This is a genomic window from Methylorubrum sp. SL192 (assembly GCF_026672325.1).
GTDB lineage: Bacteria > Pseudomonadota > Alphaproteobacteria > Rhizobiales > Beijerinckiaceae > Methylobacterium > Methylobacterium extorquens.
In genome coordinates this window covers 210,958-233,331 of sequence record NZ_JAPPQV010000003.1, presented here as the reverse complement: position 1 = coordinate 233,331, position 22,374 = coordinate 210,958, and the positions used below count along the sequence as shown (strand labels likewise).

General features: G+C 68.2%; 20 protein-coding genes and 1 pseudogene. 5 read left to right on the top strand and 16 right to left on the bottom strand.

Going from position 1 to position 22,374, the window contains the following annotated elements; all coding sequences use genetic code 11:
* Positions 1-9: 9 nt before the first annotated feature.
* The gene (locus tag OVA30_RS02045) at positions 10-1,968 is read right to left on the bottom strand and encodes an alpha/beta hydrolase domain-containing protein (RefSeq protein ID WP_268174442.1); all 1,959 of its coding nucleotides are present in this window, start codon (positions 1,966-1,968) and stop codon (positions 10-12) included.
* A 355-nt stretch (positions 1,969-2,323) separates the two neighbouring features.
* On the opposite strand from OVA30_RS02045, the gene OVA30_RS02040 reads away from it, so the two are divergent.
* Positions 2,324-2,656, top strand: coding sequence for a hypothetical protein (locus OVA30_RS02040; RefSeq protein WP_056117739.1), 333 nt, complete (start codon positions 2,324-2,326; stop codon positions 2,654-2,656).
* A 157-nt stretch (positions 2,657-2,813) separates the two neighbouring features.
* Here the strand turns inward: OVA30_RS02040 and OVA30_RS02035 are convergent, their stop codons facing one another.
* The gene (locus OVA30_RS02035) at positions 2,814-3,059 is read right to left on the bottom strand and encodes a hypothetical protein (protein WP_012252842.1); all 246 of its coding nucleotides are present in this window, start codon (positions 3,057-3,059) and stop codon (positions 2,814-2,816) included.
* A gap of 207 nt (positions 3,060-3,266) precedes the next feature.
* On the bottom strand, positions 3,267-3,476 hold the full coding sequence (locus tag OVA30_RS02030; protein WP_012252841.1) for a cold-shock protein: 210 nt from the start codon (positions 3,474-3,476) through the stop codon (positions 3,267-3,269).
* Positions 3,477-4,325: 849 nt separating this feature from the next.
* Here OVA30_RS02030 and OVA30_RS02025 point away from each other — a divergent pair.
* On the top strand, positions 4,326-4,547 hold the full coding sequence (locus OVA30_RS02025; protein ID WP_056501704.1) for a hypothetical protein: 222 nt from the start codon (positions 4,326-4,328) through the stop codon (positions 4,545-4,547).
* A gap of 269 nt (positions 4,548-4,816) precedes the next feature.
* Here OVA30_RS02025 and OVA30_RS02020 read toward each other — a convergent pair whose 3' ends face one another.
* The 13 genes from OVA30_RS02020 to OVA30_RS01960 all read right to left on the bottom strand — a co-directional run bounded on the left by OVA30_RS02020 (position 4,817) and on the right by OVA30_RS01960 (position 17,934).
* On the bottom strand, positions 4,817-5,230 hold the full coding sequence (locus OVA30_RS02020; RefSeq protein ID WP_056118465.1) for a DUF1236 domain-containing protein: 414 nt from the start codon (positions 5,228-5,230) through the stop codon (positions 4,817-4,819).
* Positions 5,231-5,241: 11 nt separating this feature from the next.
* Positions 5,242-5,493 carry a cysteine rich repeat-containing protein gene (locus tag OVA30_RS02015; protein ID WP_003600629.1) on the bottom strand — a complete coding sequence of 84 codons (252 nt, stop codon included), beginning with the start codon at positions 5,491-5,493 and terminating at the stop codon, positions 5,242-5,244.
* A 388-nt stretch (positions 5,494-5,881) separates the two neighbouring features.
* Positions 5,882-6,751, bottom strand: coding sequence for an outer membrane protein (locus OVA30_RS02010; protein WP_003600628.1), 870 nt, complete (start codon positions 6,749-6,751; stop codon positions 5,882-5,884).
* 218 nt (positions 6,752-6,969) lie between these two features.
* Positions 6,970-7,947 carry an NAD(P)/FAD-dependent oxidoreductase gene (locus tag OVA30_RS02005; protein WP_268174441.1) on the bottom strand — a complete coding sequence of 326 codons (978 nt, stop codon included), beginning with the start codon at positions 7,945-7,947 and terminating at the stop codon, positions 6,970-6,972.
* Positions 7,948-8,486: 539 nt separating this feature from the next.
* Complete coding sequence (locus tag OVA30_RS02000) at positions 8,487-10,505, bottom strand: family 2A encapsulin nanocompartment cargo protein cysteine desulfurase (RefSeq protein ID WP_268174440.1); 2,019 nt, start codon at positions 10,503-10,505, stop codon at positions 8,487-8,489.
* A complete protein-coding gene (locus tag OVA30_RS01995; protein ID WP_003600625.1) occupies positions 10,492-11,883 on the bottom strand; it encodes a family 2B encapsulin nanocompartment shell protein in 1,392 nt (463 codons plus the stop codon). Before OVA30_RS01995 ends, OVA30_RS02000 begins: the two co-directional genes overlap by 14 nt.
* 420 nt (positions 11,884-12,303) lie before the next feature.
* On the bottom strand, positions 12,304-13,149 hold the full coding sequence (gene cysE, locus OVA30_RS01990) for a serine O-acetyltransferase (RefSeq protein ID WP_003600623.1): 846 nt from the start codon (positions 13,147-13,149) through the stop codon (positions 12,304-12,306).
* 85 nt (positions 13,150-13,234) lie between these two features.
* Positions 13,235-13,438: a hypothetical protein gene (locus OVA30_RS01985; RefSeq protein ID WP_003600621.1), complete on the bottom strand. Its 204-nt coding sequence runs from the start codon at positions 13,436-13,438 to the stop codon at positions 13,235-13,237.
* Entirely contained in the window at positions 13,432-14,055 is a 624-nt protein-coding gene (locus OVA30_RS01980; RefSeq protein ID WP_268174439.1) for a PLP-dependent transferase, read from the bottom strand. The genes OVA30_RS01985 and OVA30_RS01980 overlap by 7 nt, the downstream gene beginning before the upstream one ends.
* A gap of 111 nt (positions 14,056-14,166) precedes the next feature.
* On the bottom strand, positions 14,167-14,706 hold the full coding sequence (locus OVA30_RS01975; RefSeq protein ID WP_268174438.1) for a cupin domain-containing protein: 540 nt from the start codon (positions 14,704-14,706) through the stop codon (positions 14,167-14,169).
* Between the two features lie 25 nt (positions 14,707-14,731).
* Complete coding sequence (locus OVA30_RS01970) at positions 14,732-15,673, bottom strand: ABC transporter substrate-binding protein (protein WP_268174437.1); 942 nt, start codon at positions 15,671-15,673, stop codon at positions 14,732-14,734.
* The gene (locus OVA30_RS01965; protein WP_268174436.1) at positions 15,673-16,770 is read right to left on the bottom strand and encodes an LLM class flavin-dependent oxidoreductase; all 1,098 of its coding nucleotides are present in this window, start codon (positions 16,768-16,770) and stop codon (positions 15,673-15,675) included. Before OVA30_RS01965 ends, OVA30_RS01970 begins: the two co-directional genes overlap by 1 nt.
* A gap of 18 nt (positions 16,771-16,788) precedes the next feature.
* Positions 16,789-17,934, bottom strand: coding sequence for an acyl-CoA dehydrogenase family protein (locus OVA30_RS01960; RefSeq protein ID WP_268174435.1), 1,146 nt, complete (start codon positions 17,932-17,934; stop codon positions 16,789-16,791).
* 537 nt (positions 17,935-18,471) lie between these two features.
* Between OVA30_RS01960 and OVA30_RS01955 the strand changes: the two genes are divergently transcribed.
* The 3 genes and pseudogenes from OVA30_RS01955 to OVA30_RS01945 all read left to right on the top strand — a co-directional run bounded on the left by OVA30_RS01955 (position 18,472) and on the right by OVA30_RS01945 (position 21,360).
* Positions 18,472-19,557, top strand: a complete 1,086-nt coding sequence (locus tag OVA30_RS01955; RefSeq protein WP_182569842.1) for an ABC transporter substrate-binding protein — start codon at positions 18,472-18,474, stop codon at positions 19,555-19,557.
* 9 nt (positions 19,558-19,566) lie between these two features.
* Positions 19,567-20,566: pseudogene (locus tag OVA30_RS01950) on the top strand (ABC transporter permease).
* Positions 20,560-21,360 carry an ABC transporter ATP-binding protein gene (locus tag OVA30_RS01945; RefSeq protein ID WP_268174434.1) on the top strand — a complete coding sequence of 267 codons (801 nt, stop codon included), beginning with the start codon at positions 20,560-20,562 and terminating at the stop codon, positions 21,358-21,360. Before OVA30_RS01950 ends, OVA30_RS01945 begins: the two are co-directional and overlap by 7 nt.
* Positions 21,361-22,374: the final 1,014 nt, after the last annotated feature.

Below are 22,374 nucleotides of genomic sequence, written 5' to 3'. Positions count from 1 at the left end.
GACCGTCCGCTACGGCGTTTCCTGTCGCGCCGCCGCGATCATGCGATCGCCGTCCTCCTGCAGCAGCAGGCGATCCGACACGAGTGCATCGACGGATTTCGTCACGGCCGCAACGTAGGCACCCACATCCTGATATCGCTCCTCAAGGGACAAGCGGGGGTCGCCGGCCGTGTCTCGTTCGGCACGGGTGCGCGCGAACGGGATCTGGCTGCCCTCGCGATCGCACAGCGCGCCGGCGGGGAACGGATCGGCATACAGGTTCCAACCGGTGAAGGTGGCACGCGGGGCCGCAACCGCCGGCAGGCGAATGCCGGCCACCTCGTTGCCGTCGGCATCGACGCGCGGGACCAGTGGGCGATATTGCGGGCCGCTTTCCGGGTGCGGATCCACGTAGGTGCTGAAGCGCGCGATCGCATTCGGTGCTGTCGGAACGGGAACACCGACCATGAACGGGAAGCCGATGTCAGCCGCCTCGACGAGGGTTTGATCGGAGAGGCGCGGCACACGGCTCTCCGGGGGTGCCTTACCGTCCTTCACCCACTCCTCAAGCGCGACCAGCAGCGCCCTGACCGCCGGGGCCGGGTTCAGGCTGCTGCGTGGGTTCGTGCAGGGGCCCTTGGTCGAGCCCAGGCCGGCACGCCCATAGTGGAAGCCGCTCGAGACCAAGTAGGCGCGCGCGGTGTCGGGCAGGGGCACATCGGTGCGGCCAACCGGATCGGTCGTGAGGAGAGAGGCACCCTTCTGCCAATACTCGGTGCCGGTATTGGCCTCGATCAACAGAGGGTCGAATCCGTCATCCCGCAGCAGCTTGCCCGTCCGACCAGTGACGGGATCGTGCTGGGTGATGGCCGAGAACGGGAAGGTGTTCTCCGGGTAGAGGTGGTCTTCGTGCTGCGTGTTGGTGCGTGAGGGCTGACCGAAGCGGGCGTTGAGGAACACCCCGCCCACGCCCGCGATGTGAGACAGGACGCCGTCGAACACCCGCTTGCCGGTTTCGTCCCGGTTGAAGCCCTGTTGGATGAAGTCGCGCAGATAGCGCCCGCTCTGCGAGATGCCGAGCGCGAGGGCGTGCCGGATCGCGCCACCCGCCGGATTGGCCGCGCCGCCCTCGCTGCGGAGATAGGCCACCACGTCCCGCGTGGCGGCAAAACCGATCCCAAGCACCTTCGGCTCGGTGGCTTGGTACGTGAATTCGTAGAGCGACCCGGGCAGCGGCTTGGTGCCCTTCGGCAGAAGCTCGATCTGACGCGGCGTCGCGTAGTGCCAGGCGTCGGGCGGTACCGGCCGCGGCGGGTCGGACTCCCGGCGCCGAACGGTGAGGCGCGCCTCGGCCTTGTCCGGGCTGGCTGTCTTGAAGGAAAGGTAGAACGGCGCCTCCGGCGGGCCACGGGTCGCGCTGACGAGTTCATCGCGCACGACCTCGACGATCGGCTTGCCGCTGCGCGTGGCCACCGGCACGTCGATCGCCATACCGCCCTGCTGGCGCAGTGCGTCCGCCTCCCAGCCCGACCAGACGATGGTGTAGCCCCGGCGTAGCACGAGCCCGGTCCCGGCATCGGTGGCGGTCTTAGGATCGTTGACCGCCTGCGCGGCCTGAGCCGGTGCGTCGAGAACCCAGTTGAAGAGGAACTTGCGGCCCCGGTTCAGCACCTCGAACAGGAGCGTTCCGCTGCCTCGGGCCGGATCCTTGGGCCGCAGGATGAACAGGTCTGTCTTGTACTCGACCATGCCGCGGGCGTTGCGGGGCGCCAGGGCGATGTCGACGATGCCGGCATTTGCGGGATCGGCCGGGTCCAACTCGCCACGGGCCGTGCCGACGACACGCTCGTAGCTTCCGGCTGATCCGAACTCCGCGCCATCGGCAAAAGGCTCGACGCTGGCGATCTCGATGCCGGTGATGCCCGCATGAGCCGGCGCAGCGCCGAGGGCGCAGCCAAGTGCGCCGACCACAACCCAACCGTTGCGCATGTTTGCTCCCTGTCCGGCTCGTGCTGGCCGGTGTTCTCAGCAAGCATGTCAGGGGAAAGACGTCGAGAGGGATGCCGGGCTGCGCCTCGTTTTCTCTCTGTGTTGGCACTGCGCGCTGCTTTGTACGCTCTTCAGTTCGAGCGGCGCGTTCGATGGCCGAGTGAGGACTTCGAGCGCACCGAGGCATTCCACGGGTCGTCGGTGCCGCAACCAAGGCCCCGGAGCTCGACCACGAGGCAGCGCATCGGTGCCGATTCTGATTGTCGTTATTTTGCAGGAATCTGCGCGGTGACCTGTTCCACGCACCCGTTGGATCGGTATGATCGTGCTGAGGCACGACGCGTAGGAACCAAATATGACATCGACACTGCCGGAAGGTGCGAAGCCGGGCGATATCGTGACAGCAGACGGTAAGATCCTCTGCCGTGACCGAGAGCTTCACGAGTACGGCTATTTCACCGTCACCTACGAGCAGGCCCAGATCGCCCGCAAGCATGGCTGGGGCTGCCGGGCCGGCGTCGTCTTGGATGGGGAGCACTCCGACGAGTGGAGCTGGGACTACGCCGAGGAAGAGCGTCGCATTGCGCTGGAAAACGGCGATGAGCCGCCCGGAGTGCGGATCTACCGAGAGCCGCCCGCTTCGTGCCCCGTCGAAACAGCCCCCTCTTGCCGCCTCGAAGGCCGGTAGGCGAACGGGCTTCACCAGCCTGCATCGTACCCTGAGCGGCCCGCCCAGAACGGCGAGCCGGCTCACGACGACGTCGGTGACAGCACCGCCACGCAGGGGAGAGCTGGACTTCCGATCCGGCCCGGACGGCGCATCTCCCGGCTCGCCGGGGCGGACGCTACGCTCTCAGCCGCTCCGTGTTCGCAGCCACGTGTTCACGGTAGCGGGCAACCACGTCCTCGTGTGAACCGCCGGTCAGCAACGTCGTGGTCGCTTCAGTGGCTGCCGCGATCTTCTCGAACACCATCGAGTTCATCTCGGCCCACCCTTCCTGACCGCCCCAGGCAAGCCGTACCAGACGGAGTTCGATAACCCGCTGCGCCTCGAACGCGAGCAGAAGGGACGTCATGAAGGGATTGAACAAGCAGGGGCTCCGGTCCGTATGAAGGCGAGGTGGCAACCGCGCTTCATCGGCGGGTGATCCCAAGCTGGGCAGTTGGTCGCAGGGACAGCCCTTTCACGAGCGCATGAGCGCCCGGAAATCGAAGAAGGCAAACGCCCTCCAGGCCGGTAGGCTGACGCTAAGCCAGCCCACCGCTTTCCTTATTGGCGACCCTAAGACGCCCGACGATCAGGCAACCTGGAGCTGTCCGGCCGACTCTTTGCCGCTCTTCCGGTCGATCTCGACCTCGTAGGTCACCTTCTGCCCTTCAGCGAGATCGCGCAGGCCGGCGCGCTCGACCGCCGAGATGTGCACGAACACGTCCTTGCCGCCGTTGTCGGGCTGGATGAAGCCATAGCCCTTCGTCTCGTTGAACCATTTTACCGTACCGGTTGCCATGTGTGCTCCTCCTGTGGCGAACAGAGGCTTTAACGCGCCGAGCGGCTTTTGTTCCAAACCGTTGGCTTCTTGAGGCGTCTCGCCGTAGCCGAGCCTCAGCCTCCAGGTCGCAGCCTCTTGCCCGCAGACTTGGCTTATCGCCAGGTGCGGATGCCTGATGGCGTCCCGCAGCCGATCCGCATGGGCAGGCTCTGGGTACACCAGAGACGTCACGGAGTCGAAGGCCGTCCATACCGGAAGCGAGCCCTCTTGAACGAACATGTCGATCGCCTCGACAGCCTCCCACCGCTCGAAGGCGTCAGGCCCATGCACGGCCCGGCAAACAATGCGGGCGCGCAGGAATGGGTCTTCCGCCGTGGGAGCCGTTTCCAGCGAGAACATCACCCCTGAACGGTCGGGCTGCAGCTCATCCGGGAGAGCCCCGATCTTGCGCCAGAGGCAGTGCCAGGTGGCGCAGGCGGCCGGACGATCCCGGTAGATGCCGCATGCCACACCTGTCTGATGCTCGCATAAGGTTCCGGCAGGCTTGGCCAGCGCCTTGACTTCAAGAACCCGGCAGCACGCCGCGCAGGTGCCACAGGTTCGGCCGGGAACGAGAACGTGCAAGACTTCCGGACTTCCAATCTGAGGCCGTGCTGCAGGTGCCCGCCGCTCCTCACGAGAGACGGTCTCCTCGGCCTGCCGGGGATGATCGATCGGCGGAGAAAGCCGGGCCGTCCTCAGACCCGGCGCCTGTGGCTGCCCGGTCGGATGCCCCTTTCTCGAAAGGGGTTGTTAACCTTCCCGGCATGGGGGGCGAAACGGAATCGCGAGCAACGCCGTATAGGCGCACCAGACAGGAGAGCCGGTATGCCGGATGAGACAAGGTTGCCGACCTTGGACGTTCTCGCCGATCTGCCTCAAGCGGAGTTCGTGGCCCGCTGGCGGTCTCTGGTCGGCGAACCTCCTGCCATCATGCTGGAGAGCCGGTCAGAGATGATCCGCCTGCTGGTGGACAGTACGGAACCGGCTCCGTTTCGCTTCGATGAGCAGGCTCTGAACGCGCCTCAAAGTCATCCGGACCGGCGCTGAAAAGGAACGGCCACGGAAGCTGGAACGAAGGTGCGCGTACATCCGGCGTCACCCCCATCCCGGCATCGTGGCCGCGACCGATCAAGCGACAGGGTCGCGATCGGCATGTCCCTCAGATGGGGGCATCATGGTTAACAATCAATGACGAGTCCGACGGCCCAATCACTTTCGAGCCGGCGGCATGCCGCGTTGAGCCCCTAGAACGGGGAGAGCCAAGCCCGCGGCTTTGCATGCCGATCCAGGCTGCGACCTCTTCAGTCGATCACTCCTCAGTCAATCACCTCGACGATGCGACGCGTGCCCGGTTCGACGAGCACGGGGTGATCGTTCACGATGGTGTAGTTGTAGCCCTTGAGCTCGAACTCGCGCGGAACGTCGTAGTAGACCGGGCCTTCGTCGGGCAGGACGGTGCCGACGCGAACCGGCAGACGGGAGACGAAGGAGGGACGACGTTCAGCCCGAGCGTAGATGCGAAATCGCTCACGGCGGTCGATGCCAAGAATCCCGTTGGCCGTCCCGACGGCCGCTCCGATCGCTCCGCCAACCACGGCTCCCAGGGGGCCGGCCATCTCCTCCCCACGCGCGGCCCCCTCCTGCGCGCCGCGCTGAAGCCCCTGTGCGTGAGCGGAGGCGGCCATACCGATCCCGACCGTGATAAGGATCGTAGCGAGTTTGGCGTGCATCAACGGATAGCTCACTTGCCGCCCGACGCTTCATAGGCGGTGATCGCGCGGCGGCAGTTCTCGGACAGCTCGGCGCGGTGCTTCTTGAAGCAGGCATCCATCTCGGGGCTATCGGAGTCGATGCCTCCGCAAAACTGCAAGGCATCGCCCGTGCAGTACTTCTTGAGATCCGGGTTGCCGCGCTTGCTCTCCGGTGCGGCAGAGGCCGAGGCGACGACGAACGGTGCGGCAAGCAGCAGGCCGAGGGTAGCGAGGCGTGGCATCGATTGCTTCCTGAGCCCGATATGGGCGGGCAGGAATGATCGAGAGGATGGGATCGTTCCTCGAAAGCGTGCCCCGCGGCCCAATCTGCTCAACGGTTGGCGGGGCCTGTCGTGCCCACCCGACGAAGCGCCCGTACGCGACGCGGCTCCCTCTCAGGCTGACCGAAGGCCGTCAGCCTCGCGCCAACCGCGTCATCGCAGCCTGTCCCATCCCTGCAGGACACAGCGCCTTCCGCCCCAGATCATGCGCACGTGCAACTCTGCCGCCCGGTCAGGGTCCGAGCGCTCGAACGAAAAAAGGCGCTCCCAAGGAGCGCCTGTTTCTCTGTTCACGAAGAAGCGTCAGACCATCCGGCGGTCCGGTGAGGGACCGCCGGAGATCCGGATACTAGTACGAGCCGAACTTGTAGTTCAGGCCGGCGCGGACGACGGCGAACTCGGTGTCGCGGACCTGCTGGCCACCGCTGACGAGCACGGTGCCCGGGCTGCCGATGGAGACCGTGCGGCCCTGGTTGTCCGTCGCGAAGGCGCCACGGCCGCCGGTGCCGCGGTCGAGGTTCACGTACAGACCTTCGACCTTCAGCGTCACGGCCGACGACTTGAAGAAGTTCAGGAACGAGTCGGTCGGGAGAGCGTACTCGATACCACCACCGGCGGCCCAGCCGGTCTGGAAGTCGTTGCTCGACACGCCGGTGCCGAACTCACGACCGCCGCCGGAGCCGTAGGCGAAGCCGCCGGTGCCGTACACGAGGGTGCGGTCGAAGGCGTAGCCGAGGCGACCGCGGACGGTGCCGAAGAAGTCGAGGCCGGACAGACCACCCGGGTTGAACACCTGCTGGGCGGCCAGCGGGCTGGTCGAGAGGAAGCGGTTCCGGTCACGGCCGAAATCGGCGTACTGGGCGTCGGCCTCGACACCGATCACGACACCGGAGCCCGGGGTGAACTGGTAGTTGTAGCCGATCTGACCGCCGCCGACGAAGCCTTCGTTGGACTCACGGTTGCTGAACGCGACCACGGCGGTGGTGCCCGGGGGCACGAGCAGGGAGGCCGGGCCGACGCCGATCACGGTCGGGACGCGGTCATCCTGGGTGCCGAAGCCGTAACCGGCGTTGAAACCGGCGTAGAAGCCCGTCCAGGTGAACACCGGCACCGGCTGGAACACCGGCGGCGGAGCCGCGCGGCGCGGGAGGTCGGCGGCGAGCGCCGTGCCCGACAGGAGAATGCCCGTGAGGCCGGCAAGGATCAGGGAATTGCGCAAGGTTTGAACCAGGGGTTTGTTAAACGTGCGCCCTGTTAGCAGCGGCCCAGCTCAGGTCATATGATATATTAGCCACAGCCCATCGATGACATCGCCGTGATCGTGCCGATCCCTCGCGTCACCGCCCTGTCGGCGCTCTGGGTCGGTTCGGCCCAAACGACGAGCCATTGGCCAGCGCCGGCCGCGATGCTCTGAGGGCTACGCGCGCGCTGTCGAGATCAGGCGGAGCTGTCGGCTCCGTCGACTTCCTCTTCGGTCGGCAGCTCGCAGCGGTTGTGAATGTCGGTGGCCGCCATCGCGCCATGTCCCATCGCAACCACGACTTGGTCGAGACCACGCACCACGCCGCCGGCGGCGTAGAGACCCGGTACCGTCGTGCGGTTGTGCTCGTCGACGAGGAGAGCTCCCGTTTCATCGTGCTCGGCTCCCAGTTCCAATGCGAGCTCGGAGCGAAGCTTCAATCCGAGAGCCGAGTAGAGCACTTCGAACCGATGTTCATCACCGCTCGCCGTGCATAGCCGGGTGATCCGGGCATCCTCGACATCAAGGCTTGTCACCGGCTCGTGGACGACCTTGATGCCGTGCTTCTCGACGCGCTCGCGCTCGCCCGCGTCGAGGTGCATGCCTTGTCCCAGCGTCAGAAGCGTCACGTCGCGCGAGTAGGTGCGGGCCACGAACACCGCCTCTCCCAGGCCCCTGTCGCCATGACCGATCACCGCGATGCGCTTGCCCCTCGCTTCGTAGCCATCGCAGATCGGGCAGTAGCGCACGAGGCCGCGTCGGACGGCGTCGGGAAGGTCCGGCAGGTCTGGCTCCACGTCGTCCGCGCCCGTGGCGAGAAGCACCCGGCGCGCCCGCACCTCGCGTGAGATGCCGCCCGCCTCCTCGACGCTGGCCGCGAAACCTCCCTCGACCCTGCGCAAGGCTGTGACGGTGCCATGTGTGACCTCGGATCCATACCGAGCGAGGTGCTCGCGTTGACGGCGGAGGATCTCCTGTCCGGAGATGCCGTCGGCGAAGACCGGGATGTTGTGGCTGGTGGGTATCCAAGACGCGCGGGAATCGCCTGCATCCACCACGAGGAATCGGCGCTCGAAGCGGGCCAAGTAGAGTGCGGCTGTCAGCCCGGCCGGGCCACCCCCGACAATCAGGCAGTCGATCGGCTCTGAGAGATCAGCGGACAGAAGCCGAGCCATTCGCTCATCCGTTTATGAGGGCCACCCTTGCCGAGACCACCGTCGGCCTTCATCGGTTCCGCCACTGGCCGAAGCTTCGGACCGTCGGCAGGCGTAACCCTGTTGGAGCGGGCAAGCCAGCCGAGCGGGCTCCGTCAGGCCCGCGGACGGATCGGGGCGTTGGTGCGGCCACCAGAACCTGCGCCGTCCAAAGGGCGATGCGCAGGGGCTTACCCCCCCGTTTGGGGGGGGCGTCGGACGGGAGGGCGGCGTCGAGGGCGGACATGGGAATTCCTTGCATGGGCGGATGCGACATGCCCGGCTTTGTCCGCCCTGGACGGCCCGAGAAATCGGGACAGTCTCGATCGAGAGCTTCGGATCATTCGATGGAGTTGTCGGGCACCCGAATATCGTTCGATCGAGGGGCCACCGCCCGTGAACGACGGGTATCGGGATCTACACGGCATCGGATGGTCCGAGCCGGTCGAGGAGCCAGCGGCCCCGTCCCGGAACGGTGTCCGGCCCGCTGCAGCGGGCCGGCATGTCCTTGGGCGCGTAGGTCAGTGCCGCGGTAAGGTGTGCAGCCCGCGCAGGAAGAGGTCGACGTCCTCCCGCGTGTTGTAGAAGGCCAGCGAGGCGCGCACCGACTGATCGACGCCGAAGCGGCGCAGCGCCGGCAGGGCGCAGTGGTGGCCCGAGCGCACCGCGATCCCGAGAGAATCGAGGTGGTGGGCGACGGCCTCGTTGGTGAGGCCATCGACCGTGAAGGACATGACGCTCGCCTTGTTGAGCGCGGTGCCGATCAGGCGCAGGCCCTTCACGTCAGCCAAGCCTTCCTGCGCGTATTCGAGCAGGTCGTGCTCGTAGGCCGCGATCGCCGGCAGGCCAACGCTCTCCAGGTAATCGAGCGAGGCGCCGAGTCCCACCGCGCCGGCGATGTCGGGCGTGCCCGCCTCGAACTTTTCGGGTGCGCCCTTGTAGACGGTCTTGGCGAAGGTGACGTCCTCGATCATGTGGCCGCCGCCCTGCCACGGCGGCATCGCCTCCAAGAGGTGCCGCTTCCCGTACAGGGCGCCGATGCCGGTCGGCCCGAACACCTTGTGGCCGGAGAACACCAGGAAATCGGCGTCGAGCGCCTGCACGTCGATGGGGATGTGCGGCGTCGATTGCGCGGCATCGACCAGCACCGGCACGCCGTAGGCATGCGCCAGAGCGATGATCTCCCGGATCGGGTTCACGGTGCCCAGCGCGTTGGCGACATGGGTTACCGAGACGATCTTGGTGCGGCCCGAGAGCAAAGCCGCATACTGCTCGAAGATGATCTCGCCGCGGTCGTTGACCGGGATCACCCGGATCGTCGCGCCCGTCGCCTGTGCCAGGAGTTGCCAGGGCACGATGTTGGCGTGGTGCTCGATGGTCGAGAGGATGATCTCGTCGCCGGGGCCGATATTGGCCCGGCCGTAGGAGTTGGCGACGAGGTTGATCGCTTCCGTGGTGCCGCGCAGGAAGACGATGTCGTCCTTGCTCGGCGCGTTGAGGAAGCGGCGGGTCTTCTCGCGACCGCCCTCGAACAGGTCGGTGGAGCGGGCGGCGAGCGTGTGCGCGGCCCGGTGGATGTTCGAGTTGTGGCGGCCGTAGAATTCGCTCGTGGCGTCGATCACGCTCTGCGGCTTGTGGGTGGTGGCCGCGTTGTCGAGCCAGACGAGGCGGTGCCCGTTCACGCTCTGGTGCAGCGCCGGGAAGTCTTTTCGCACGTGCTCGACATCGAACGGCGCGCCGGCCGGAACCGACCCGTGCGAGGTCACCCGCGGGGCGGGCCCCGCGTGGCGCGAGGGCTCGACCCGCGGCTGGGCCGCAGCTTTCGTCGCACGTGCGGGCGGCGGGGCCGGGCTCAGGAAGTAGTAGTCGCCCGTGTTGTCCGGCGTGCGCGGATGCGGCAGGTGGCCGAACTCCGAAAAATGCTCCTGCGCGGCGTCGCCGCCGGGCTTGCCGGGATCGCGCGGCACGAGGTGGGGTGCCAGCGCGTGGGCGAAGCCGTTGGCGCGGGGATGGTCGGCCGCGATCTGCCGGTGCAGGTCGGGGCCGCCGGGGATCGCCGCGGCGACGTCGGGCAGGCTCGGCACGAAGAATTCGGGCAGCCGGTTCGGGTTCGTGAACGGATGCACCGAGGGGATCGCCGCCACGTCGAACAGGTTTGCGCTCGCCGGCGCGGGCGTCGCGCCGACTGGGTTGGCATGGGACGGACCGGTCAGGCCCGGCAGGCCGACCGGCGGCGTGCCGAAGGAGCGCGCGGCCTGGGCCGACAGGTCGGGCTGGAAGCCCGACGGCAGCGCGCCCGAGGGCACGGAGGGCGTGCCGAGGGCGGCGCCGGGCAGCGCGGGCTGCCCGGAACCGGAGGGAAGGCTCTCAAGCCCCTGGGGGACTTGAGGCGTCTGCGGCAGTTGGGGCTGGAACGGTGCACTTCCCGCCTGTCCCTGGCCGGTGATCTCGCGGGCGAGGCGCCCGACGAGATCGGCATGCGCCAGATCGCCCGCGGTGCCGGTCGGAAGACCGAGAGCGGGGGCGTTAGGCGTAGTCATGGTAGTTTCCCAGCAGCACGTTATCGAGGCGGGCGATCGCGTCCTCCACCAGCACTGCGGCCGAGAAGTAGCGGGTCACGAGGTGCGAGGCGATGGAGTGATCGTTGGTGCCCATGTAGCGCACCGACAGGCCGGGCTCGATCTCGCCGGTCACACCCGACTTCTGCAGGCCGACCACGCCCTGCTCACCCTCGCCGACACGCAGCAGCAGGATTGAGGTCGTCTGCGCACCCGTCACCGGATCGGTGTCGATCGGCAGCTTGTCGCTCGGCACCAGCGGCACGCCGCGCCAGGTGATGAACGGCGCGCCGAACAGGTGGACGACGACCGGCGGCACGCCGCGGCGGGTGGCCTCGCGGCCGAAGGCGGCGATGGCGCGCGGATGGGCCACGAAGAAGGCCGGCTTCTTCCACACCAGGGTCAGCAACTCGTCCAGGTCGTCCGGGGTCGGCGGCCCTGAGCGGGTCGGGATGCGCTGGCGGCCGGCGACTTCGCCGAGCAGGCCGAACTGCGAGTTGTTGAGCAGCTCCCACTCCTCGCGTTCCTTCACGGCATCGACCGTGAGGCGGATCTGCTCGCGCAGCTGATCGATCTCGTTGGAATAGAGATCGGTGACGCGGGTGTGGGTGTTGAGGATCGTCTGGATCGTCGAGAGGTGATACTCGCGCGGATCGATCTCGTAATCGACGAAGGTGGTCGGCAGGCGCGGCTCGCCGGCATGGACCGCCAGGAGTTCGATGCCCTGCTCGCCGTAGGAGTTGGTGTGCCCTTTGAGGCGGTCACGCTCCTCCTGGTACTGGTCGATGCGCGAGCGGACGGCCTCGTCCTCGATCGCGGCGCGGTCGAGGGTGAGCAGCGTCACCGCCGAGAGTGCCTTCACCGCCGGCGCCGGGCCGGCCTCGCCGACGAGGGCGTCGTCGCCGAAATAATCGCCGCGCGTGGCAAGCCCCTGGCGCAGCCGGCCCTTGTAGGGGCCCGACAGGGTCAGCTCGACGGTGCCGTCGGCCACGATCACGAGGCTGCGGCCGGACGAGCCCTCCTCGGCGATGACCTCGCCGGCCTTGTGGCGACTCTGCGTGAACTTGTCCGCGAGCGTGGCCAGTTCGGCATCGCCCAGGCGGCTGAACAGCGGAACGGCGCGCAGCGAGCCGGGACGGACCGTGCGGCCCTTGTCCTCAAGGCTGAGATCGATGCGGCCGGGCTTGGCCAGCACCACGGCGCGGCGGTTGACCCGGTAGACGCCGCCCGCGACGTCGACGAAGGGCAGCAGGCGCAGGAGGAAGCGGGGGGTGTTGGCGACGTTCTGGACCGAGGTGACGGTCGCGGTCGCTAGATTGCGCGCGGCGGATGCGCTCACGCTCAGACCCGGTCCACTCATCTGTCGTCGTCTCCTTGCGGTGTTTCGGAAATTCGGCCGGTGTGGACGCGGAGGCCCGGCGCCGGCAGCACATCGGGTGCGGATGACAGGCAGCCGCCGGCACGGCGCAGGCACAAGGGCCACGCCGGCGCCGCACTGAACTTGCCAACACCATCGCTCTATTGATTGCGACTTGCCCGAGCCGGGCCTATTGAGACGTTCGGCCGGGACAATTGATGTACTAGGCGCGGCGACAACCGGCGGTCAACGGAATGATTTTCCAATTTTTGCGGACGCAGCAGGAGATGGATCTTCTTAAGCTGTCTTAATGAGTTGAACGTTTTATAAATCCACATTTTAATGGAAAAATGTTCTACAAGATGTTCTCTTGGAGAATGTCTTGAAGCAACTCGTCGCGGAAAGATTTTTCTGGCAGCCGGCTCAGATCCCGTCGCCGAAACCGAAGGACTGATCCATGGTCTGGGCGGGCTCCTCGTCGCTCCGCAGGCGGGACACGACCCGCGCCGGCACGCCCGCGACGGTGGTATGGGCGGGCACCTCGTGCAGCACCACCGCGGCGGCGGCGACCTTGGCGCCTTCGCCGACCCGGATGTTGCCGAGCACCTTGGCGCCGACGCTGAGCAGCACCCCGCGGGCAATCTTCGGATGCCGGTCGCCACTCTCCTTGCCGTTGCCGCCGAGCGTCACCGACTGGAGGATCGAGACGTCGTCGGCCACGACCGTGGTCTCGCCGATGACGACGCCGGTGGCGTGATCGATGAAAACCCCGGAGCCGATCCGCGCCGCCGGGTGAATGTCACAGCCGAACACCTCCGAGATGCGGCTCTGCACGTGCAGGGCGAGCGTCGCCCGGCCCTGATGCCAGAGCCAGTGCGCCACCCGGTAGCCTTCGAGCGCGGCGAAACCCTTGTAGAACAGGAACGGATCGAGATAGCGCCGGCAGGTCGGGTCGCGCTCGCGGATGGCGATGAGATCGCGCACGGCGTGCAGCCCCGCATGCGGGTCGGCCTCGAAGGCGGAGAAGCAGAGATCGCGCATGGTGAGCCGCGACAGGTCGCCGTCGCCGAGCCGGTGGGCGAGGCGGTAGGCCAGAGCCTCCGACAGGCTGCGCTGGTCGAGCACCGTCGCCTGGATCAGGCCCGCATAGAGCGGCTCCTCGATCAGCGCAGCCTCGGCCTCGCTCCGCATCGCCGCCCAGACATCCCCCTCCGCCATGCTGCGGCTCGTCGCCCGCAGGGGCGGGACGATCGCCAGGGCTGCGGTCACGACCGGGTCTCCGGATTGGACAGGGGGAGCGGGCGGAGGCCGCAGCGATGATCGCGCGCACGCATCGTCGGGTCGTCCGATCGCTTCACGGGATGCGCCGGAACAGGTCCGGCAGATAGCTCTGCAGGGTCTCGTGGCCGTCGAACTGGACATCGATCGTGGCGCGGCCGGCCTGACCGTGGATGCCGATCACCCGGCCCCGCGCATGGCGCCAGATCCCGAGGGCTTCGGCGAGGTCGAGCCGATCGAACACGACCTGATCGCCGGGAAGCATCGTCGCACTCAGCATGATGGTGTCCTTGAAGCGGGAATCCCGTCACGGCTTCCGATCCACCGGCCCGCACGCAGCTTCTCAAATCGCGCGCCGCGGGAGGGGGAGGAAGAGCCTGCCAACCGCGCCGGGATACGGGAGAAGATTTGCTGCGCGGGAGAGCGGATCAAGAGCATTATTTTCGATAAGTCATTGTTTCTACTCGATAATTGTCGAGAGAACGCCGTTTGGCAAGCCTTGTTCCGCACTTCTCGCCGCGCGCCCCCGGAACGGGACGGCGGCCCGCCGTCGCCTGCGAACTGATTCCGCTTCCAGTTGAGCCTTGGGTTTCGCCACACACCGTCATTGCGACCGGCGGCGAGCGCATGATCGAGGTCGGTCCGGATCTCGTCGATGTTCGCCAGCCCGACCGCGAGGCGCACAGAGCCGTCAGGGACGCTGGCGGCGCGCTGCTCATCCGGCGCCCGTTGCGAGCGGCGGGTCGAAGCCGGTTGGATCGCGCGGCTGCGGGCATCGCCGAGTTTGGCGACGCCGTAGAACAGCTTGGACGCTTCAGCGCGGAGGCCGCCTGATCCGAGGCGGGGGCGCGTGCGGCCGCACCGCCCTTCAGTGCGGCAAGGACGCCGCTCCGGCACGTCGACGGTGGGACCGGTGACCCGGATGTCGATGGTGCCGAGGGCCTCGAGCGCAAACAGGTTTTCGCATCCGCTCGCGCCAACGGCCGGCCGAACGCTCGGCCGATTGCCTCACGGGTGCTTGTGGATCGGATCGACCCAGTAGACCGTCTCGGGTCGCTCGGCCGCCTCGACATCGGGCAGGTTGACCACCACCGCCTCGTTGTCGGAGCGCACCAGCACGCAGTGCAGGGGCTCGTCGGTCGAGGCGTTGATCTCCTGGTGCGGCACGTAGGGCGGCACGAAGATGAAGTCGCCGGGCCCGGCCTCCGCCACGTATTCGAGGCGCTCGCCCCAGCGCATCCGGGCCTGGCCGGAGACGATGTAGATCACGCTCTCCAGCGCGCCGTGGTGGTGCACGCCGGTCTTGGCGTCGGGCTCGATCGCCACGGTGCCGGCCCAGATCTTCTGGGCACCGACCCGTGCGGCGTTGACCGCCGCCTGCCGGAACATGCCGGGCGTCTGCGCCGTGTTGGGATCGAGCCGGTCACCGGGGATCACCCGCACGCCGTCGTGCTTCCAGCGCGCGGCGCCTTCGTCGTGGTCGTGACTGTGAGGCTCATGGTCGTGAGGCTCGTGGTCATGGGTGTGGCCGTCGCCGAGGTCGTGCATGTTCACAAAATCCTTCGTCGCGCGATCATCGCACGGCGGCAAGCGCGTCCGAAAACCCGGTATCGAGGATCGCCTCGGCGCGCGGGGCCCGGGCCGCCGGGATCAGTCCGGCCCGCACGTAGAGGTCGATGATGCGCTGCTCGTCGGCGATCACGGTGTCATCGATCGGCACGGTGCGGTAGCGCGCGCGCCCGAACCAGCGCAGCGGCACCGCCTCAGGCAGGCCGATCAGCCGTGACCATGCGGCAGCATAGGGCGCCGGATCGGTCAGCGCCCGGGCTCGGGCCCTGGCGAGGCGGGCGGCGTAGTCGGCGAGCAGGGCGCGCTTGGACTTCAGCGCGGCGTCGCTCGCCACCGCGTAGCTCAGGCCCGGGGTGATGCCGTTGCCGTCGCGGAGCACCCGCACGAGGCCGGCGAGTTCGGCCGCGGAGGTGTAGGGCTCCCAGGTCGACCACGCATCGACCGCGCCCGAGGTCAGCGCCAACTTGGCGTCGGCCGGCGGCAGGAAGCGAAACTGCACGCTGTCGGCCGGCAGCCCCGCTTCTTCGAGGGCGGCGAGGACGACCTGGTGGCCGATCGAGCCGCGGTTGGTGGCGATCCGCTTGCCCTGGAGGTCCGCCACGCTGCGGATGGCAGAATCGGGCCGCACGAGGATGGCGAGCCCGTCCTGCCGGTTGCGGAAGGCCAGAAAGGCCTTGACCGGAACCCCCGCGGCGGCGGCGAAGGTGAAGGGGGCATCGCCCACGCCGCCCGCATCGATGGCGCCGGCATTCAACGCTTCCAGCAGCGGGGCGGCCGCCGGAAACTCGCTCCATTCCAGCCGGTAGGGGAGGCCGTCGAGCACGCCCGTGGCCTCCATCAGGGCGCGGGCGTTGCCGCGCTGGTCGCCGACGCGCAAGACCTCCTCCGCGCGGGCAGGCGTGAAGCTCGCGAGCGCCAGCGCGATCAGGACGAGCCAGCGGGCCATCACGCGGCCTCCGCCGTGCCGCGGCGCCGGGCGAGCAGATCCTTGAAGGCCGGCAGCAATTCGCGCCCGTACTGGATCGCGTCCTCCAGCGGGTCGAAGCCGCGGATCAGGAAGGTGCGCACGCCGAGGTCGTGATAGTCGAGGAGCGCGTCGGCGACCTGCTCGGGCGTCCCGACGAGCGCCGTGGAGTTGCCGGAGGCGCCGGTCTCGGCGGCGATCGCGGTGTAGAGGCGCTTGTCGAGGCGCTGGCCCTCCGCTGCCGCGGCAAGCAGCCGGCGCGAGCCCTCGTTCTGCGGGGGCGTTGCAGACGCGAGGCCGCGGGCGGTCCGCAGCCGCCGGGTCTCCGCAAGGATGGCCTCCGCCCGTCCCCAGGCCCGCTCCTCGGTCTCCGCCAGGATCGGCCGCAGCGAGAGGCTGAACCGGGGTGAGCGCCCATGCGGGGCGGCCGCCGCCCGCACCCTGCCGATCAGCTCGCGCACCTGGGCGTAGGTCTCGCCCCACAGGGCGTAGGTGTCGGCGTGTCGGCCGGCCACCGCCAGAGCCGCCGGCGAGGCGCCGCCGAAATAGACGGGGATCGCCCCGACTGGCTTCACCTCGGAGAATCCGGCCTCGATCCGGTAATGGCGGCCCGCGTAATCGAAGGGCGCATCCGACGTCCATGAGAGACGCAGGATGTCGAGGAATTCGGCGGTACGGGCGTAGCGCTCGTCCTTGGTGAGGTGGTCGCCGTCGCGGGCGAGATCGCGGTCGTCGCCCCCGCTGATCGCGTGGATCGCCACGCGCCCGCCGGTGAGCTGGTCGAGCGTCGCGAACTGGCGCGCCGCGATCGTGGGCGCGGTGAAGCCGGTGCGATGGGCGATCATCAGCCCGATGCGCCGCGTCGCGGCTGCGATCTCCGTGGCGATCAGCAGGGGATCGGGGGAGGTGGAATAGGCCGCCACCAGCACCCGGTCGAACCCGCCCCGCTCGTGCGCCTTGGCCAGGAGCCGCAGATAGTCGGGCTCGATCGCCGGCCCGCGCGCCGCGCGCGTCTCGGAGACTTCGTGTGGGGCGACGAAGCCGATGAACTCGGTCGTCTCGGGCGGCAGCAGGCTCATCCGGATTTCCCTCGACTGTCAGACACCGAGCGCGGTGCGGCCGGCGGCAACCCGCACCGCGTCGCCCTGCGGCCAGTGGATGCGCGCGCACAGGACGTCGCGCAGGTGCCGCTCCAGCGGCGCTTTTCGCGAGAGGGCGGCGTTGCCGCAGAACTCGGCCACCCGCTGCACCGCCTGGATCGCGTTCTCGGTCACGGTCAGCTTGACGAAGCCTGCCTCCTGCGGGGCCGGCAGCGTGCCCGCATCGGTCTCGGCGGCGAGGCTCGCCACGAGCCGGGCGTTGACGGAGAGGAGCCGCTCGTTCTCGCCCAAGGCCTCGTGGAAGCGCGGCAGACTGGCGAGTGGCGCCCCGAGGCTGCCGGGCACGCGCTCGTGCAGGAAGTGCCGGAACCACGCCTGCGCCGCCTGTGCGACCCCGTCGTAGAGGGCGGCGAGCAGGGTGCAGCTCCAGGCCTGCTGCAGCGGATCGGGCCGGCGCCATTCCTCCGGGCGGCGCAGATCGACCGCGTGGTCTCCCGGCACCCGCACGTCCTCGAACACCACGTCGTGGCTGCCCGAGGCGCGCAGGCCGAGATGGTCCCAGGTCTCCTCGATGCGGATGCCTGGGGACGACATCGGCACCAGCAGGTTGCCGACCCGCGGCTCCGGCTCGTCGGTGCGCACGAAGACGACGCCGTAGGCGAGGCCCGGCGCGCCGGTGGAGTAGATCTTTCGGCCCGATACCCGCCAGTCGTCGCCGTCGCGCCGGGCGAGCGTGCCGGGCAGGCCACCGCGGGCGGGTGTGCCGAGATCGGGCTCGACCCTGAGCGCATTGATGAGGGCGCCCTTCGTCACCGCGTCGCGCCCGACCGTGTCCGAGAGCGCCCGCGGCCAGGGCGTGCCGGCGCGGTGGATCAGCCCGTGCTGGAGCAGCGTCATCGCCAGCACCAAGGCGACCGCCGGATCGCCGGCACCGAGCGTACCGACGACCTGTGCCGCCCGCGCCAGCCCGGCCCCGCCGCCATCGAGCCGTTCCGGCACGGTAAGCCCGATCAGACCTGCTTCGCGCAGGGATGCGATCGGTCCGTGCGGAAAAGCGCCGGCGCGATCGCGCTCACCGGCTTCCGCGGCAAAGTTCTCGGCCAGACGCCGGACGGTATCGAGAGACGCGGCGGCCATGGTCATCGAGAGGGCATGAGGAAAGAGCGAGGGGGAGAGGCTGAGCCGAGTGCCGTGACGATTGGCGAGAGGCTTTTCGCAAGGTCTCGCTATGCTCGGCGCGGAGGAGCGGGCGGTCAACGAAACGTGTTTCCAAAGATGGGACCTCTGGAAGGAGGTTCTGCCCGCACGCTTCCGAATACCGGAAGATCGCGCTCTGCTCTGTCGACGACGCGTAGGACCTCTGCTTCGGAGGCAGTGTCCGCGGTGTCTCGCCTGCGAACGGACCGTCCTGTTGCCGCCTCCCGATGATCCAGCGCTGATCACCCTCAACCCGGATCGTTGGGCGAAAAATCTTCTCGCGGACGTCAAAGCTGCGAAAGTCTATCGCCGGACATGACGTATTTTGGAAAGATGCTTCGATTGACTTAACTGCCAAGCAATTGAAAACTGAATAAACCAGCCCCTTCCGAGAAGCTGTTCCCGATATCGACGCGCCGCATCGTCCCGGTTGACCGGGCGATTCTCCGGTGCGTCCCGCCTTGCGACCCTGCGGAGACGACCATGACCGACGAGCCCTCGCGCCCCGGCCTCCTGCCGTCGCGCCGGTTCCTGTTGCGCGCGGGCGCTGCCGCAGCGGCTCTCCCGCTTGGGTTCGGGGTGGGCGGCGTGCGAGCTTGGGGCCCCGGTCCGACCGTGCCGTTCGATCCCGGCCCGATCTGCCGCCCCGCCGCCGCGGAGGGGCCCGCCGGTCCCCTGAAGCCGATCAAGCTCGCCTGGAACGCCACCGCGATCTGCACCGCCGCGGCGCCGCTGGCCAAGGAGCGCGGCATCTTCGCCGCCCACGGTCTCGACGTGGAGTTCGTGAATTTCGGCGGCTCGACCGAGGCTCTGTTGGAGGCCATCGCCACGGGCAAGGCGGATGCCGGCATCGGCATGGCGTTGCGTTGGCTCAAGCCGCTGGAACAGGGCTTCGACGTGAAGATCACCGCCGGCCTGCACGGCGGCTGCCTCCGGCTGCTCGGCGCGAAATCCGCCGGTATCACCGACGTCGCGGCGCTGAAGGGCAAAACGATCGCGATCAGCGATCACGCGAGCCCGGCCAAGAACTTCTTCGCCCTGCTGCTCGCGCAGGCCGGCATCGATCCGGAGACCGGCGTCGAGTGGCGGCAATACCCGGCCGACCTCCTCAACCTTGCGGTCGAGAAGGGCGAGGCGCAGGCGCTGGCCGATTCCGATCCGCGCACGTGGATCTGGCTGAAGGACCCGAAATTCACGGAAGTCGCGACCAACCTCTCGGGGGCTTACGCCGATCGCACCTGCTGCGTGGTCGCCGTGCGCGGCAGCCTGATCCGCAACGACCGCGCTGCCGCCGCCGCGCTCACCCGCGCCGTGCTGGAGGCCGGTCACCGCGTCCACGAGAACCCGGAGGACGCCGCACGCATCTTTTCGGGCTACGGCGGCAAGGGTTCGGTCGAGGATCTTGCCGCAATGCTGCGCAGCCAGCACCACGGCGACCGCCCGGTCGGCACCGACCTGAAACGCCAGCTCGTGCTCTACGGCGACGAGCTCAAGCAGGTGAACGTCCTCAAGCGCACCACCGACACGGCTAAGTTCGCCGAGCGCGTCTATGCCGACGTGCTGAGCTGAGGGGCGCTCATGACCAGCCTCACCGGATTCGCCGGCGCCTTGCCCGATGCCCATGGGCGCTCCCCGGGGCTGCCGCTGCGAGCGCTCGCCCTCGGCGCGGCATGGCTCGCGCTCGCGGGGGCGACCTACGCCCTGCCGGAGGACGGCGACTTCCCCACCACCGTCGCCTTCGCGGCCGGGGCCCTCGGCCTCGGCCTCGTCCTGCCGCTGCTGGTCGCCCGGTCGGCGCATCTCGGCCGGGCCGGAGCCTCCCTGGCGCACTGGACGCCCTGGCTGACGCTTCTGGCGCTGGCCCTCACCGCCTGGGAGCTCATCACGGCGAAGTTCGCGCTCCTGCCGATGCCCTTCTTCCCGCCGCCGCAGGCGATCCTCGAAGTTTTCCTGGAAGAACTGGCCGAGGCTCGGCGGCAGCATCCTGGCCTCGCTGAAGCTGCTCGCCGGAGGCTACCTGATCGGCGCCGGTCTCGGCTTCGTGCTCGGCGTCGCCATCGGCTGGTCGAAGGCCGTGGGCTACTGGGCGCATCCGATTTTGCGCTTCGTCGGGCCGCTGCCGGCGACCGCGTGGCTGCCGATGGCCTTCTTCGTGTTTCCCTCGTCCTGGTCGGCCAGCACCTTCCTGATCGCGCTCGCCACCGGCTTCCCGGTCACGGTGCTGACGTGGTCGGGGGTCGCCGGGGTCAACAAGGCCTATTTCGACGTGGCGCGCACGCTGGGGGCCTCGCCCGCCTTCCTCGTGCTGCGGGTCGCAGTGCCGGCGGCGCTGCCGCACGTCTTCGTCGGGCTGTTCATGGGGCTCGGCGGCGCCTTCGCCGTGCTGGTGGTCGCCGAGATGCTCGGCGTGAAGTCCGGCCTCGGCTGGTACCTGCAATGGGCTCAGGGCTGGGCCGCCTACGCCAACATGTACGCCGCGCTGATCGTGATGGCGCTGATGTGCTCCGGGCTCATCACCCTGCTGTTCCGCCTGCGCGACCGGGTGCTCTCCTGGCAGAAGGGGCTGGTGCAATGGTAGCCGGACCGCTCGAACACTCCACCCCGGCGCCCCTTGCGGCCGCCGGATCGCGGCTCACCGTCGAGGCTGTCTCGCACGCCTTCGACATCCGCGGCGCCGCGCTTCCGGTGCTCGACCGCATCTCCCTCGACGTGGCGCCGGGCGGCTTCGTGGCGCTGCTCGGTCCCTCCGGCTGCGGCAAGTCCACCCTACTGCGTCTCGTCGCCGGGCTGGAGCCGCCCGGCGCTGGCCGCATCTCGATCGACGGGACGGGGGTCACGGGCCCCGATCCATCGCGCCTGCTCGTGTTCCAGGACCCGACGCTCTATCCCTGGCGCACGGTGCAGGGGAACGTGATGCTGGGGCTGGAGGCCCGCGGTGTCGCCAGGCGCGAACGCGCGGCCCGGGTCGAGGCGGCCCTGCGCCTCGTCGGGCTCGACGGCTTCAGCGAGGTCTTCCCGCACCAGCTCTCCGGCGGCATGGCCCAGCGCGCGGCGCTGGCCCGCGCCCTGGTGAACGCGCCGCGCCTTCTCCTCCTCGACGAACCGCTCGGCAAGCTCGACGCTCTGACCCGACTCAGCCTGCAAGCCGAGATCCTGCGGCTGTGGCAGGAGACGCGCTTCACCGCGCTCCTCGTCACCCACGACGTGGAGGAGGCGCTGGTGCTGGCCGAGCGTGTCATCGTGCTCTCCGACCGCCCGGCCGCGATCCGCGCGGACATCCTCGTCGAGCGTCCCTATCCCCGCCACCGCGACGATCCTGAATTGGTGCGTCTGCGCCGAAAAATCCTCGGCATCCTCGGTCAATCGATCTGATCGGCTGCCGCTCGGGGCCGTGCTTTCATCTCCCGTTCGACCGGCCCATCCGTAACCACTGCGCCAACCGAAGCCGGTGGCGTCGGTTGGTTGAGCGAACAATGTTGGGCCTTCGTGATATGCGTGCCAACGGTCTGCTGCTGGCGCGAAGCAGGCATTCCCGTTGCGGATCAAAGCTAACTCCAGACCTCGATGACGCGCTGAAAGCGTTCGTGGGGAGCGTCGGGATGGGAGTTGCGCTCGAGGTTCTTATCCATTGCCGCCGACAACGTGAATCGCGAACGACCCACCGAACAGGCCGAGCGCAGCGAGTGTAGGATCACCGCGATTTTTGTCTGTGCTGATGCATTCAAGCCTGAGGACAGAGGCTACGAATTCCGCGTCTCGAATATATGAGAGCGGGAGCCTTCAGGGTTGCGCGGTCACTCTTAGTGCAGCGGTCACGGTCCAATCGACCAATTGAGGCTTGGTGACGCCCGACAGTGCATGCCGTTGCCCTGCATGACATCCGGCGGCCGGCATGACCGAGATGTCTAACGTTGGGCCGGGCCAGAGCTACGGGTGTTCACGCGAGTTGATGCCAACCCGAGTGCAGTGCGAATGACAACGGACGATGGGCAGGCCAAGTTGGAGCGTACTCGGCTTAGGGTCTCTCACAAAACTCCCGCCGCGCTGTCATCGCCAGAGCGAGAACGGTCGGAAGCCGGGAGTTTTGTGAGGCATTCTTAGTCCAGAGCTTGGCCGGGGGACTGGAACTTGGGCGCCGCATGTATCGCCACGCATTGCGGCGGCATGCACGTAAGCACACCCATGCAGGCAGAGGGGCAAGGGTGCAGCGCGCGGAAGCGGCGACAGCCTGCAAACAATCGACGCACCCCGCGCTTCGAATGACAATATTTTGAACAAAGATGACTGCATTTGCGCCACAATTCGGCGAATCGCGTGCACCGCAACCGTAAATTGGACTTATGCGTACGCTCTCAGGCGCTGTCCGGCTCCGACTATATTCTTACA